This is a genomic window from Kocuria sp. MNB10 (assembly GCF_054073685.1).
This window is the reverse complement of record NZ_CM133411.1, coordinates 180,598-193,928: the sequence shown is the minus strand read 5'-3', so window position 1 is coordinate 193,928 and position 13,331 is coordinate 180,598. Positions and strand designations below refer to the sequence as shown.

Below are 13,331 nucleotides of genomic sequence, written 5' to 3'. Positions count from 1 at the left end.
GACCACCCACGACCGACACGAGGATGAGGCACAGACCAGACATGATGCACGCGAGCAACGACAACCCCGTCCTGGACAACCCCCGCCTCGCGGAGCTGACCAGCTGGGACGCGCCCTGGTCCGGTCTGCGCGCCGTGGTCGCCGGGATCGGGGTCTCGGGTTTCGCCGCGGCGGACACCCTGATCGAACTCGGTGCGCTCGTCACCGTCCTGGACTCCCGGGACACCGAACGCAACCGGCAGAGCGCGGACACCCTGAAGATCGTGGGCGCGAGCGACGTCGTCCTGGGGCCGGACGCCATGACGAGCGTCCCGGACGTGGCCGGGGCCCGCCCGGACGTCGTGATCACGTCCCCGGGCTTCCCACCCACCCACCCGCTGCTCGCCGCGGCGCGCGAGGAGGGCATCCAGATCTGGGGTGACGTGGAGCTCGCGTGGCGCGTGAACCGCCGCGCGGGGCGCAAGACCCCCGAATGGGTGTGCATCACGGGCACGAACGGCAAGACGACGACCGTGGGCATGACCGCCTCCATCCTGCAGGCCGCCGGGCTCAAGGCCGTGGCCGTGGGCAACGTGGGCACGCCCATCCTGGACGCACTGCGCGATCCTGTGGAGTACGACGTCCTGGCTGTGGAATTGTCCAGCTTCCAACTGCACTGGACGCACTCCGTCTCGCCCCTGGCCTCCGTGGTGCTCAACGTGGCCCAGGACCACGTGGACTGGCACGGCAATTTCGAGAACTACCGCGCGGACAAGTCCCGTGTATACGAGAACACGCGGGTCGCGTGCGTATACAACGCCGAACAGGACGGCGCGGAGGAACTCGTAGAAGAAGCGGACGTGCTCGAGGGCTGCCGCGCGGTGGGCTTCACCACGCAGACCCCGGGGCTGTCCATGGTGGGCGTGGTGGACGACCTGCTCGTGGACCGCGCGTTCGTCGCAGAGCGCGCCACGACCGCCGCCGAGATCGGATCGATCGAGGACACCGGCTCCATCCCCACGCGCCACATCGTGGCCAACGCGCTCGCCGCCGCGGCGCTCGCGCGCGCCGCCGGGGTGAGCCCCGAGGCCGTACGGGACGGACTGCGCGCCCACCGCCCCGGTGAACACAGGATCCAGCTCGTGGCCGAATCGGACGGGGTGCGCTGGATTAATGACTCCAAGGCCACCAACCCGCACGCCGCGCAGGCGTCCCTGTCCGCGTTCGACTCCGTGGTCTGGATCGCCGGCGGGCTCTCCAAGGGCGTCACGTACGACACCCTCGTGGAGCGCAACGCGGGCCGGCTGCGCGCGGTCGTCGTGATCGGCACGGACGACGCCGCCCTGTTGGACGCGCTCTCCCGCCTGGCCCCGGACGTGCCCGTCCTCGCGGCGACCCCGGGCCAGGGCGGCACCGCACCGGACGACTCCGGCATCGACCCGACCGACGGGCACGCCGTGATGCGCCGGGCCGTGCGGTTGGCCCGTGAACACGCCGAGCCCAAAGACACCGTGCTGATGGCACCGGCGGCCGCGTCCATGGACCAGTTCGCCGACTACGCGGACCGCGGCAACGCGTTCATGCACGTCGTGCACGAAGAATTGGGGTTCTGATGGCCACCCGCACCCCCGAACGTCCCCGGGCAGCCGAGCCCGCGGAGCCGGGCACCCGATCGATCGCCCTGAGCACCAGGATGCGCGGCTGGTGGCACCAGCTCACCGACGGCCCGCTCTTCCACTCCTACTACGCCCTGGCCGGGTGCGTGGTGTTGCTCACCGGCATCGGCGTGATGATGGTGCTTTCCGCGTCCGCGGTGGAATCGATCTCCGACAGTCGCTCGGCGTACGCCCTGTTCGCGCGCCAGGCGCTGTTCGGGGTCGTGGGGTTGATCGCGATGTTCGCGCTGTCGATGGTGCCACCCCACTTCTACACGCGGATCGCGTGGGTGCTGTGGGGTCTCAGCGTGCTCGTGTCCCTGCTCGTGTTCACACCCCTGGGGCGGGAGGTCAACGGCAACCGCAACTGGCTCGTGCTGGGCGGTCAGTCGTTCCAGCCCTCGGAGTTCGCCAAGCTCGCGCTGTGTATCTGGCTCGCGGCGATGTTCGCGCGCCAGGGAGATGCGGTCGCGCAGCACTGGAAGCCGGCCCTGTGGCCCTCCGTCGTGGGATTCCTGGTCCCCACCCTCCTCACGCTGGCCGGCGGGGACGCCGGTACGGCCATCGTGTTCTGCCTCATCTACGCCGCGGCACTGTGGTTCGCGCGCGCACCCCTGAAGATCTTCCTCGTGGGCGCGGCCGGCCTCGTCCTGGGCGGGTTGTTCCTCGTGATCACTGCGCCGCACCGTCTGGACCGGATCACCGGGTGGCTGTTCGGGGAGTGCGGCGCCACGGACGCGTGCTGGCAGGCACAGCAAGGACTCAACGCCCTGGCCACCGGCGGCTGGTGGGGCGTGGGGCTCGGCCAGTCCCGGCTCAAATACAACTACGTGCCCGAGGCCCACAACGATTACATCTTCTCGATCATCGGCGAGGAACTCGGCCTCGTGGGTACCGTGATCATCCTGGCGCTGTTCATCGTGATGGTCGTGGCCATGGCCCGGATCCTGTTGCGCACCCGCAGCACGTTCGTGCGGATCACCACCGCGTGCGTGGCCACGTGGCTCGTGGGCCAGGCCTTCGTGAACCTGGGCATGGTCACTGGCCTGCTCCCGGTGATCGGTATCCCGCTGCCCTTCATCAGCTACGGTGGATCCGCGCTGCTGATGACCATGGCGGCCGTGGGCGTGGTCATGTCCTTCGCCCGGGTCCCGCGCTCGGTGCGTGTGGGTCCCGGACGGTCCGGGGCGGCATCGGGCACCCAGATCCTGGACGACCAGGAGGCCTACGAGCGCGGGCTGGCCACGCAACCGGAACGCCCCCGGACGTCGTGGGCGCAGCGCGTGACCCAGCGGTTCGGAAAGGGACGAGAATGACAACCACGCACGACATCGACCACCAGCAAAAGCGGGCCGGATCCGCCCGCGTGGTGCTCGCCGGTGGCGGCACCGCGGGGCACATCAGCCCCCTGCTGGCCATCGCCGACGCCGTGCAGCAGTTGCGCGCGGACGCCACGGTGTGCGCCGTGGGCACTGCCTCCGGCATGGAGACGCGGCTCGTCCCGCAGGCCGGTGTACCCCTCGAACTGATCGACCGCGTGCCCCTGCCCCGCAAGCCGTCCCTGGACCTCGCGCGCCTGCCGCATCGGCTGTCCGCCGCGGTGCGCCAGGCCGGCCGGATCTTGGACGCGCAACAGGCCACGGTGGTCGTGGGCGTGGGCGGGTACGTGTGCACGCCCGTGTACCTCGCGGCCGCGAGGCGTCGGATCCCCGTGGTGATCCACGAGGCCAACGCCAAGCCCGGGATGGCGAACCGGGTGGGTGCCCGGTTCGCGTCCGTCGTGGCGACCGCCTTCCCGGACACCCCGCTGCGTGGTGCGCGCACCGTGGGCATGCCCATGCGGCGTGAGATCGCCACGCTGGACCGGACCGCGGAACGCGCGCAGGCCCGCGCGGCGCTTGGGCTGGACCCGGACCTGCCCACCGTGGTGGTCACGGGTGGTTCCTCCGGTGCCCAGTCCCTGAACCGGACCGTGGCCGCGATTGCGGGGGAGGTCGCGCGGCACGGGTACCAGCTGCTGCACGTGACGGGGCGCGCCAAGGAAGTGCGCACCCCGGACGGCGAGCTGCTGCGCGCGCCGAACTACGTCCAGACCGAGTACGTGGACGGGATGGAGAAGGTCTACGCGGCCGCGGACCTGCTCGTGGCCCGCGCAGGCGCGGCCACGGTGTGCGAGGTCGCCGCCGTGGGTCTGCCCGCCGTTTTCGTGCCCCTGCCCATCGGTAACGGTGAGCAGGCACTCAATGCCCGCTCCATCGTAGCCGCGGGTGGTGCCGAGATCGTGCGGGACGCCGAGTTCACCGCCGCGTTCTACCGCGAGACCGTGGTCCCGCTCGTGACCGACGCTCCCCGGCTCGAGCGCATGGCCCAGGCCTCTGCCGCCCACGGTGTCCGCGACGCCGCGCAGGTGATGGCCCGGCTCACCCTCGACCACGCCCGCCGCTGAAAACCTTCCCCCCACGTCCCCAGGAGAACCAGTGAACACCCAGCAACCCCTCGATCCCCACGGCCTGGGCCGCGTGCACTTCATCGGCATGGGCGGGGCGGGCATGTCCGCGGTCGCGCGGTTGCTGCTCGCGCGCGGTGTGGCGGTGAGCGGTTCGGACGCGAAGGACTCGGCTGGGTTGCGGCAGCTCGAGGCGCTGGGAGCCACGGTGTTCGTGGGGCAGTCCGCGGCCCACGTGGCCGACGCCGCCACGGTGGTCGTCTCCACGGCAATCAAGGAGACGAACCTGGAACTGGCCGCCGCACGTGCCGCGGGTGCGCGGATCCTGCACCGCTCGCAGGCACTCGCTGCGGCGATGCACGGCAGGAACGTGATCGCGGTCGCGGGGACGCACGGGAAGACGACCACGAGTTCGATGGCCGCCGTGGCCCTGCAGGCGGCGGGCATGGACCCGTCCTGGGCCGTGGGCGCCCACGTCCCGGATCTCGGCGCCAATGCGGGCTTCGGTTCCGGCGACTGGTTCGTGGCTGAGGCCGACGAGTCGGACGGCTCCTTCCTGACCTACCACCCGCGGATCGCAATCATCACCAACGTGGAACCGGACCACCTGGACCACTACGGCAGCGCGGAAGCGTTCTACGCCGCGTTCGAGGCGTTCTGCGACACCATCCGCCCCGGTGGGACCCTCGTGGCGTGCGCGGACGATCCGGGCGCGGACCGGCTCGCGCGGCGTCGTCGGGACTGCGGGGAGGCCGTGCTCACGTACGGGCAGGACCCGGCAGCGGACGTCGTCGTCCTGGACGCCACGCCGCACGGCACGGGCTCGTCCTGCACGCTCACGTTCGACCGCGACGGCGCCCGGCGCACCGTGGCGCTCACGCTCCCCGTTCCCGGAGCGCACAACGTGGCCGACGCCGCGGCGGCGTTCACCGCGGGCCTCGCCGCGGGCGCGGACCCGGACCTGCTCGCCGAGGGCCTGGGCTCGTTCCACGGTTCGTCACGGCGCTTCGACCCCAAGGGCGAGGACGGCGGGGTGCGGGTCTTCGACGACTACGCTCACCACCCCACGGAGGTCGCCGCCGCGCTCACGGCCGCGCGCGACGTCGCCCAGGGTCACCGCGTGCTCGCCGTGTTCCAACCCCACCTGTACTCGCGCACCCGGGAGTTCGCGGAGGCGTTCTGCCGCGCCCTCGAGATCGCAGACCTCGCGTGCGTCACGGACGTCTTCGGCGCGCGCGAGGAACCCCAGCCGGGGATCACCGGCGCCGCGATCACCGGACACGCCTCCGACGACCGGGTGGTCTCCACCCCGAGCGCCGAGGAGGCGATCGAGACCGTGGTGGCCCGCGCGCGTCCCGGGGACGTGATCATGACGATCGGCGCCGGTGACGTGACCGCTCTCGGGCCGCGGATCCTCTCCGCGTTGGCGCAGCGCTGATGGCACGCTCCGTCCCTCCGCACCAGCCCCGTGTGGGCGGCGCTCCGTTCGACGCGGACGACGCCGCCGCGCGCGACGCCGCCGACCCGTCCGGAACCGCCGACCCGTCCGGCATCTCTGACATCTCCGGGACCGGGACGGACGCCTCGACCCCGTGGGACGCGGACCTCCCGTTCCCGACGTCGAGCCCCACCGGAATGGGGTCGTCGGCCGTGGGTCGGGGATCGCGGGGACGCACGCCCGGTGCGTCCCCGGGGGGGTCGAGGTCCGCGCGCGGCCGCGGCAGCGCGCCCGAGGACGCGATGGGCGTTGCCCCGGACGAACAGACCCTCGTCCGCGTGCACGGCGGTGCCAAGGTCACGCGTGTGGCCACGGACGAACTCGAGGCCGTGCCGAGTGCCGGTGGACGGTTCTCGACGTGGCGGGCCCAGCGCCGGGCCGCTCGCGCCACCGAGGAGGCACCCGAGGAGACCGCGGCCGAGCCCGACGAGGACTCCACGACCGTGGTCCCGTTCCCGCCGAGCCCGCATCGGCGCGCCCGGCGCCGCCGCCTGCTCGCACTGCTGCTGAGCCTCGTGGTGCTCGCGGCGCTGGCGCTCGTGGTCTTCTTCTCGCCGTTGTTCGCGACCCGCACGATCGACGTGCAGGGTGCGACCCTCACGGACCCCCGCACGGTGGAGCAGGCCCTGGCCGGGTACGAGGGAGTCCCCATGACCCGGATCTCCAAGCAGGAGATCATGGACTCGGTCGGCGACGTCCCCCAAGTGAAATCGGTGGACGTGGTGTTGCGACCCCCGCACACCATCACGGTGCACCTGCACGAACGCGTGGGGGTGGCCGTGGTCGAGGACGCAGCCAACCTGGTGCTCGTTGATTCGGAGGGCAAACCCCTCAGCACGGTGCCCCGCGCCCAGCGCCCGGACGTGCCCCTCGTGGCGGGTGGCCGGGGTGTCTTGAGCACCCAGAAGTTCACCGACGTGTCCGAGGTCCTGGCCGCTCTGCCGGCGGATGTGCTGTCCCGTTTGGACGCGGCCGACGCCCCGTCCGGCTCAACTGTGGAGCTGACCCTCAAGGGCGGCAAGAAGGTCCTGTGGGGGGACGCGGGGGAGAGCGAACTGAAATCCCAGGTCGTGGCCGCCCTCGTGAACTCGGACGCCACCAAGGACGCCACGCTCATCGACGTGTCCGCACCACTGCACCCCGTGGTCCGGTGAGAAGGGGGCGGAATCGTTCAACCAGTTCCTGAAACTTCAAAGTTGGGCGTGACCAGGGGATTTATGGCAAACTCCGGTAACACGTGGGAGCATGATACGGAGAACCGGGCGGGGTTGTTATCCTTGCCCTGATCGGAATATTGCACCCGCGGGTGTCAATACCTCACGAGTTTCACCTCAAGGTTGAAGCTTTACCCCCAATCGAACATCCCTTGTTCCGCAAGCCCACGCGAGTTAGGTGCATATGGACTCCTCAACCCCCCAGAACTACTTGGCCGTCATCAAGGTGGTCGGCATCGGCGGCGGCGGTGTCAACGCCGTCAACCGCATGATCGAAGAAGGTCTGCGCGGCGTCGAGTTCATTGCCATCAACACGGACGCCCAGGCGCTGTTGATGTCGGACGCGGACGTCAAGCTGGACGTCGGCCGCGAACTGACCCGCGGTCTCGGCGCCGGCGCCAACCCGGACGTGGGACGCCAGGCCGCCGAGGACCACGAGGAGGAGATCCAGGAGGTCCTCAAGGGCGCGGACATGGTCTTCGTGACCGCCGGCGAGGGTGGCGGAACCGGTACCGGTGGCGCGCCCGTCGTGGCCCGCATCGCCCGCTCGCTCGGCGCGCTGACCATCGGTGTGGTCACCCGCCCATTCACCTTCGAGGGTCGGCGCCGGTCCAACCAGGCCGAGAACGGCATCGAGACCCTGCGGGACGAGGTGGACACGCTCATCGTGATCCCCAACGACCGCCTGCTGTCCATCTCGGACCGCAACGTGTCCATGCTGGACGCCTTCAAGTCCGCGGACCAGGTGCTGCTGTCCGGTGTCTCCGGCATCACTGACCTGATCACCACCCCGGGCCTGATCAACCTGGACTTCGCGGACGTCAAGTCCGTGATGCAGGGTGCCGGTTCCGCGCTCATGGGCATCGGCTCCGCCCAGGGTGAGGACCGTGCCGTGAAGGCCGCGGAGCTCGCGATCGCGTCCCCGCTGCTCGAGGCCTCGATCGACGGCGCCCACGGTGTGCTGCTGTCCATCCAGGGTGGTTCAGACCTCGGTCTGTTCGAGATCAACGAGGCCGCGCGCCTCGTGCAGGAGGTCGCCCACCCGGAGGCAAACATCATCTTCGGTGCCGTGATCGACGACGCCCTGGGGGACCAGGCCCGCGTGACCGTCATCGCCGCCGGCTTCGACTCGGTCTCCCAGGAGACCAACGCGAACAACTCCTCTCCCGCGCAGCGCCAGGCGGAGAACACCCGCGCGGCCTTCGGCGGGGACGCCACCCGGCCCTCGGGTCTGGGTCGTTCCCCGCAGCGCGGCGGCTCGTCCTACGGCGCTCCCGCCGGGGGGTTCGGGTCCCGGCAGAACCAGGACGACGACATCCCCGATGACGCGGGCTTCGACGTCGACCTGCCCGCGGAGTCGGACGCGCCGTCCTCCACGAACTCCTCGGGCCGCAAGGACTCCCTGGACTTCCCGGACTTCCTGAAGTGAGTCCAGCGATGCGCACCAGGTGAGTTCACTGGTGTGCATCGTTCCGGGGGACTGATATCGGGGCCGGTGCCCCCACGGGCGGCACGGGTTCGCGCGAGCACCCTGCAGTGTGAACGCCCTGCAGCGCAAACACCGATCGGGGTGCAGTACGGGGTGGTCACCACTGAGGTGACCACCCCGTCGACGTCCCGCGCCCGCGCGGGGCACGGCAGTGGAAGGAGAACGGCATGTGGTTCCGCAGTGAACACCACGGCGTGGGCATCGCGTTCACGGACGCGACCGAGGGCAACCTGGCCACGCACACGGGCGACGATCCCGCGGTGGTGCGGCAGCGGCGTCGTACGGTGGAGTGCGAGCTGGGCACCGGGGCGCGCGGCGTGCGGTTCGTACACCAGGTGCACGGCACCACCGTGCACGACGCCACGGGCACCGACGCCCCCGAACAGGCCCCCGAGGCGGACGCGGCCGTGAGTACGGACGGCACGCCCCTGGGGATCCTCACGGCGGACTGCCTTCCCGTGGTCTTCGTGGGCCGCACGGACGACGACGCCGCGGCGCCGGTCCTCGCGGTGGCCCACGCGGGCCGCAAGGGTCTGTTGGACGGGGTCCTGCAGCATACCGTCGGCGCGCTCGAGGACCGCGGTGCCACCGGGATCACCGCGTGGATCGGCCCCGCGGTGTGCGGGGACTGCTACGAGGTACCCGCGGAGATGGCCGAGGCGGCCGAGGCCGCGCTGCCCGGAATCGCGACCACCACGGCGTGGGGCACCCCCGGCCTGGACCTGCCGAGTGCCGCGGACGCGCTGCTGCGTGAGCGGGGCGTGAGCGTCGCGACCGCAGGCACGGATCGCAAGGCCTGGTGCACGCTCGAGCACCGCGCGCTGTACTCGTACCGCCGGGACACCACACCGCAGCGATTGGCGGGGCTCGTGTGGGCCCGCAACGGGAGGGACACCGAATGACGACCACCACGGATCCGCAGGACGCGGGCCGTACCGCGGAACTCGCACAACGGTTGTCCGCGGTGCGCCAACGGATCCTGCACGCGGCCGAGGGCCGCGCACCCGAGCGCGCCCACGGGGGCGAGCTGCCCTCGCTCGTGGTCGTGACCAAGTTCTTCCCCGCGCAGGACGTCCTGCGCCTGCGGGAACTCGGCGTGCGCGCGGTGGGGGAGAACAAGGACCAGGAGGCCGGGCCCAAGGCCGCGGAGGTCGCCGAGACCCTCGCCCGGCAGGAGCCTCCCGTGAGTCCTCCCGCGTGGCACTTCGTGGGTCAGTTGCAGTCCAACAAGGCCAAGCACGTGGTCAAGTACGCGTCCTGGGTGCATTCCGTGGACCGACCCTCGCTCGTCACCGCGCTCGGCAAGGCGGTGCGTTCGCACCGCAACGCGGCCCTCGCGGGGGACGCGCGGCCCGCCCCGTGCGACGACGTCGATCTGCCGTGTCTCGTGCAGGTCAACCTGGACCCGGTTGCCGAGCCGGACGGCCACCGCGGGGGAGCGCACCCGGACACCGTCCTGGAGCTCGCGCGGACGCTCGAGGGGACCGAGGGGTTGCGCGTGGGCGGTGTAATGGCGGTGGCCCCGTTGGGCGCCGAACCCCGTGAGGCCTTCGAGACACTGTGGAAGCTTTCCCAGGATGTGCAGCGGGAATTCCCGGACGCGCGGGCGATCTCCGCGGGCATGAGCGCGGACCTCGAAGCAGCCGTGGCCGCGGGGGCCACGCACGTGCGGATCGGTTCGGATGTTCTCGGGCCGCGGCCCGCCGTGCGGTAGCGTAAGGACGGACGACATGCGGGCCGACCTGAGTCGGTCCGTTCTGTGATTGAGGAGAGAATATGGCCGGAGCGCTGCGTCGCACCATGGTCTATCTCGGGCTGGCCGAGAGCGACGACGAGTACCACTCCGAAGAAACCCCCCGCCCTCGGGACACCCCCCAGCACGCCTCGAGCGGTTCCACGACTGCGGTGAGCGAGACCGGCAGCACCTCCATGGCCCGCCGGTCCCCCGAGTACCGAGCCCCCGTGACCCCCATCAAGCGGGCTCCCAGTTCCCGAGAGGACGACAACGAATTGCGCACCATCACCACTGTGCACCCCCGGTCGTACAACGACGCCAAATCCATCGGTGAGGCGTTCCGGGACGGCACACCGGTGATCATGAACGTCTCCGACATGGGTGAGGCCGAGGCCAAGCGTCTCGTGGACTTCGCCGCGGGGCTGGTCTTCGCCCTGCACGGGTCCATCGAACGGGTCACCGCCAAGGTGTTCCTGCTGACCCCGTCCTTCGTGGAGGTCCTGGACCAGGGCCACTCGGACGAGATCGACGAGGATACCGGTTCGGTCCAGCGGGTCGAGGGCTGAGCATGGGCCTGGTGCTGTCGATCGTCTACCTCGTGGTCCACGTGCTCTACATCGCCCTGTTGGGCCGCCTCGTGCTGGACTGGGTACAGATGTTCGCGCGCGGCTGGCGTCCCAAGGGCATGGCGCTCGTGGCGGCGTCCACGATCTACTCGTTGACCGATCCCCCCATGAAGGCGCTGCGCCGGCTCGTGCCGCCGCTGCGCTTCGGCGGGGTGGCGCTGGACCTGGGGTTCCTGATCCTGGTCTTCGCCGTCAGCATCCTGCAGACCGTCCTGGCCGGTTTCCTGCTGCGCGGCTGAGCGGTCCGTGCCCCGGGCACGGCCACGCGGCTGTATCCTGGGCCAGAATTCACCGCGCAACGGCGGCAGTCACCACCGCGCACGGTCACCATCCGAGCGGTTCAATTCATCTAGAGGAGTGAGGACATCTCATGGCTTTGACACCCGAAGACGTCATCAACAAGCGCTTCCAACCCACCAAGTTCCGTGAGGGCTACGACCAGGACGAGGTGGACGACTTCCTCGACGAGATCGTCGTGGAGCTGCGTCGCCTCAACCAGGAGAACGACGCCCTGCGCAAGCAGGTCGAGACCCTGGGTGGGCGCCCCGAGGAGTCCGCCGTGGAGACCTCCGCGGTCTCGCAGTCCACCGAGGACGTCCAGGAGACCACGGCGACTCCGGCCGCCTCGGTGACCGAGACCTCCGAGACGACCACGGTGTCCGAGCCCGTGCGCGTGACGGACGAGCAGTCCTCGAGCACCGCCGCGACGGTCGCTCCGAGCGCGGGCACGACGTCGTCGGCCGCCGCCCAGCCTGCTGCGACGCAGAACGTCCCGACCACCGAGTCCGCCGAGTCCGCGGCCGCGGTGCTCGCCATGGCGCAAAAGCTGCACGACGACTACGTCTCGCAGGGCCAGGCCGAGCGTGAGCGCCTGATCACCGAGGGCCGCACCCAAGCGGACCAGCTCGTGGCGGACGGCAAGCGCACCAAGGAGGAGACCCTGTCCTCGCTCGAGCGCGAGAAGGTGGACCTCGAGGCCTCCGTGGCGCAGCTGCGCAGCTTCGAGGAGGACTACCGCGGCAACCTCAAGAGCTTCCTCAACGCCCAGCTGAACGATCTCGCCAACGCCGGATCGCTCGAGCCTGCTGACGCTCCCGTCTCCGCGACCACCAAGCGCACGGGCACCAAGTAAGCGCCGGTGACGGAACACACCCCTGACGCGGCGGCGGCCCCCGGGACCTCCCGGGTGGGCCGCCGCTGCCTCGTCATCTCCCTGCTCGTGGCCGCGGCGTGGTACGCGGCGGACCAGCTCAGCAAGCTGTGGGTCGTGGAGAACCTCCCGATCGGCCGGCAGTACCCCGTGATCCCCGGCCTGCTGTGGTGGGAACACATCCGCAACAGCGGCGCGGCGTTCTCCCTCGGTTCCAACGTCACGTGGGTCTTCACGATCGTGATGGCCGTGGTGATCGTTGCGATCCTGTGGAACCTGCGCCGGGTGCGGGACCCGCTGTGGGCGCTCGCCCTGGGACTGGTTCTGGGCGGTGCCGCGGGCAATCTCACCGACCGGTTGTTCCGGGAGCCCTCCTTCGCGCACGGACACGTGGTGGACTTCATCGCGGTGCCCCGCTTCGCGATCTTCAACGTGGCCGATTGCGGGGTGGTCGTGGGCGTGGTGCTGATCCTCGTGCTGATCATGACCAATCGCCAGATGGAGGTGCCCCGTGGCCGTTGAGCACACCCGCCCCACCGGTTCCGAACCCGAGTACGTAAGCGAGCGGTTCACGGCCACGGCCGAGCAGGAAGGTTCCCGGCTCGACGCCGCCGTGGCCGCCTGGACGGGTTTGTCCCGTTCGGCGGCGGCACAGTTGTGCGCCGAGGAGCGGGTGAGCTTCCGGGGGCGGCCCGCGCCCAAGTCCCACAGGGTGGGTGCGGCCGAGACCTACACGGTCCAGGTCCCGGTGCCCGAGGACCCCCACCGCATCGCCGCGCAGCACGTACCGGATCTGCGCCTCGTGCACGTGAACCCGGGCTACGTGGTGATCGACAAACCCGCAGGGGTTGCCGCGCACCCCTCGCCCGGGTGGAAGGGACCCACCGTGGCCGGGGCGCTGGCCGGAGCCGGGATCACGATTGCGACCTCGGGGGCTCCCGAGCGGCAGGGGATCGTGCACCGCCTGGACGTGGGGACCTCCGGGCTCATGGTCGTCGCCCGCGACGAGAACGCCTACACGGTGCTCAAGCGCGCCTTCAAGGAGCGCACGGTCACCAAGGTCTACCACACGGTGGTCCAGGGCATCCCGGATCCGCTCAAGGGAACCATTGACGCCCCGATCGGGCGGCACCCGGGACACGAGTGGCGCTTCGCGGTGCTGCAGGACGGTCGCCGTTCCGTGACCCATTACGAGGTGCTCGAGGCCTTCGGGCGGGCGTCCCTCGTGGAGGTGCACCTGGAGACCGGGCGCACCCACCAGATCCGCGTGCACTTCAACGCCCTGCAGCACCCGTGCTGCGGGGATCTCACGTACGGGGCGGATCCCGCGCTGTCCGCGGGGCTGGGGCTCACGCGGCAGTGGTTGCACGCCACGCGGCTCGGGTTCACGAGCCCCGACACGGGGGAGGACGTGGAGTACACGAGCCCCTATCCCGCGGATCTCGCCTATGCCGTGGAGACGCTGCGGGAGGGCGGCCCGCAGCTGTGACGGATCTCCACCGCGTCCACCCTCAGCGGGTCGGTGCGGGGTCCTAGACT

At 70.6% G+C, this 13,331-nt stretch carries 13 protein-coding genes; all 13 read left to right on the top strand.

Translation table 11 applies throughout. The annotated features are described in order from the left end of the window. The first annotated feature begins 41 nt into the window (after window positions 1-41). The 13 genes from murD to ACW9PK_RS00775 all read left to right on the top strand — a co-directional run bounded on the left by murD (window position 42) and on the right by ACW9PK_RS00775 (window position 13,281). A complete protein-coding gene (murD, locus tag ACW9PK_RS00835) occupies window positions 42-1,592 on the top strand; it encodes a UDP-N-acetylmuramoyl-L-alanine--D-glutamate ligase (protein WP_167318595.1) in 1,551 nt (516 codons plus the stop codon). After that, on the top strand, window positions 1,592-2,950 hold the full coding sequence (gene ftsW, locus ACW9PK_RS00830; protein ID WP_144932362.1) for a putative lipid II flippase FtsW: 1,359 nt from the start codon (window positions 1,592-1,594) through the stop codon (window positions 2,948-2,950). Before murD ends, ftsW begins: the two co-directional genes overlap by 1 nt. After that, the gene (murG, locus tag ACW9PK_RS00825; protein ID WP_457016242.1) at window positions 2,947-4,080 is read left to right on the top strand and encodes an undecaprenyldiphospho-muramoylpentapeptide beta-N-acetylglucosaminyltransferase; all 1,134 of its coding nucleotides are present in this window, start codon (window positions 2,947-2,949) and stop codon (window positions 4,078-4,080) included. The genes ftsW and murG overlap by 4 nt, the downstream gene beginning before the upstream one ends. 31 nt (window positions 4,081-4,111) lie before the next feature. After that, window positions 4,112-5,518 carry a UDP-N-acetylmuramate--L-alanine ligase gene (gene murC / locus ACW9PK_RS00820; protein WP_457016241.1) on the top strand — a complete coding sequence of 469 codons (1,407 nt, stop codon included), beginning with the start codon at window positions 4,112-4,114 and terminating at the stop codon, window positions 5,516-5,518. Continuing rightward, window positions 5,518-6,732 carry a cell division protein FtsQ/DivIB gene (locus tag ACW9PK_RS00815; protein ID WP_457016240.1) on the top strand — a complete coding sequence of 405 codons (1,215 nt, stop codon included), beginning with the start codon at window positions 5,518-5,520 and terminating at the stop codon, window positions 6,730-6,732. The genes murC and ACW9PK_RS00815 overlap by 1 nt, the downstream gene beginning before the upstream one ends. Before the next feature lie 244 nt (window positions 6,733-6,976). Next, window positions 6,977-8,221, top strand: a complete 1,245-nt coding sequence (gene ftsZ / locus ACW9PK_RS00810; RefSeq protein WP_457016239.1) for a cell division protein FtsZ — start codon at window positions 6,977-6,979, stop codon at window positions 8,219-8,221. Between the two features lie 227 nt (window positions 8,222-8,448). Then, window positions 8,449-9,183, top strand: a complete 735-nt coding sequence (locus tag ACW9PK_RS00805; RefSeq protein WP_144996860.1) for a polyphenol oxidase family protein — start codon at window positions 8,449-8,451, stop codon at window positions 9,181-9,183. Further along, window positions 9,180-9,995: a YggS family pyridoxal phosphate-dependent enzyme gene (locus ACW9PK_RS00800; protein WP_167318592.1), complete on the top strand. Its 816-nt coding sequence runs from the start codon at window positions 9,180-9,182 to the stop codon at window positions 9,993-9,995. The genes ACW9PK_RS00805 and ACW9PK_RS00800 overlap by 4 nt, the downstream gene beginning before the upstream one ends. A 62-nt stretch (window positions 9,996-10,057) precedes the next feature. Beyond that, window positions 10,058-10,582, top strand: a complete 525-nt coding sequence (locus tag ACW9PK_RS00795) for a cell division protein SepF (RefSeq protein WP_085105919.1) — start codon at window positions 10,058-10,060, stop codon at window positions 10,580-10,582. 2 nt (window positions 10,583-10,584) lie between these two features. Next, window positions 10,585-10,881 (top strand): YggT family protein, encoded by a 297-nt coding sequence (locus ACW9PK_RS00790; RefSeq protein WP_144996856.1) that lies wholly within the window; start codon window positions 10,585-10,587, stop codon window positions 10,879-10,881. Between the two features lie 131 nt (window positions 10,882-11,012). Next, window positions 11,013-11,774, top strand: coding sequence for a DivIVA domain-containing protein (locus tag ACW9PK_RS00785; RefSeq protein ID WP_457016238.1), 762 nt, complete (start codon window positions 11,013-11,015; stop codon window positions 11,772-11,774). A 6-nt stretch (window positions 11,775-11,780) separates the two neighbouring features. Continuing rightward, on the top strand, window positions 11,781-12,314 hold the full coding sequence (lspA, locus tag ACW9PK_RS00780; protein ID WP_085105922.1) for a signal peptidase II: 534 nt from the start codon (window positions 11,781-11,783) through the stop codon (window positions 12,312-12,314). Continuing rightward, window positions 12,304-13,281 (top strand): RluA family pseudouridine synthase, encoded by a 978-nt coding sequence (locus tag ACW9PK_RS00775; RefSeq protein ID WP_085105923.1) that lies wholly within the window; start codon window positions 12,304-12,306, stop codon window positions 13,279-13,281. The genes lspA and ACW9PK_RS00775 overlap by 11 nt, the downstream gene beginning before the upstream one ends. Window positions 13,282-13,331: the final 50 nt, after the last annotated feature.

Excerpts from the sequence above, each read along its gene's own strand:
- murD (WP_167318595.1), top strand. The coding sequence starts at position 42 with ATGATGCACGCGAGCAACGACAACCCCGTCCTGGACAACCCCCGCCTC.
- ftsW (WP_144932362.1), top strand. The coding sequence starts at position 1,592 with ATGGCCACCCGCACCCCCGAACGTCCCCGGGCAGCCGAGCCCGCGGAG.
- murG (WP_457016242.1), top strand. The coding sequence starts at position 2,947 with ATGACAACCACGCACGACATCGACCACCAGCAAAAGCGGGCCGGATCC.
- ACW9PK_RS00815 (WP_457016240.1), top strand. The coding sequence starts at position 5,518 with ATGGCACGCTCCGTCCCTCCGCACCAGCCCCGTGTGGGCGGCGCTCCG.
- ftsZ (WP_457016239.1), top strand. The coding sequence starts at position 6,977 with ATGGACTCCTCAACCCCCCAGAACTACTTGGCCGTCATCAAGGTGGTC.
- ACW9PK_RS00805 (WP_144996860.1), top strand. The coding sequence starts at position 8,449 with ATGTGGTTCCGCAGTGAACACCACGGCGTGGGCATCGCGTTCACGGAC.
- ACW9PK_RS00800 (WP_167318592.1), top strand. The coding sequence starts at position 9,180 with ATGACGACCACCACGGATCCGCAGGACGCGGGCCGTACCGCGGAACTC.
- ACW9PK_RS00795 (WP_085105919.1), top strand. The coding sequence starts at position 10,058 with ATGGCCGGAGCGCTGCGTCGCACCATGGTCTATCTCGGGCTGGCCGAG.
- ACW9PK_RS00790 (WP_144996856.1), top strand. The coding sequence starts at position 10,585 with ATGGGCCTGGTGCTGTCGATCGTCTACCTCGTGGTCCACGTGCTCTAC.
- ACW9PK_RS00785 (WP_457016238.1), top strand. The coding sequence starts at position 11,013 with ATGGCTTTGACACCCGAAGACGTCATCAACAAGCGCTTCCAACCCACC.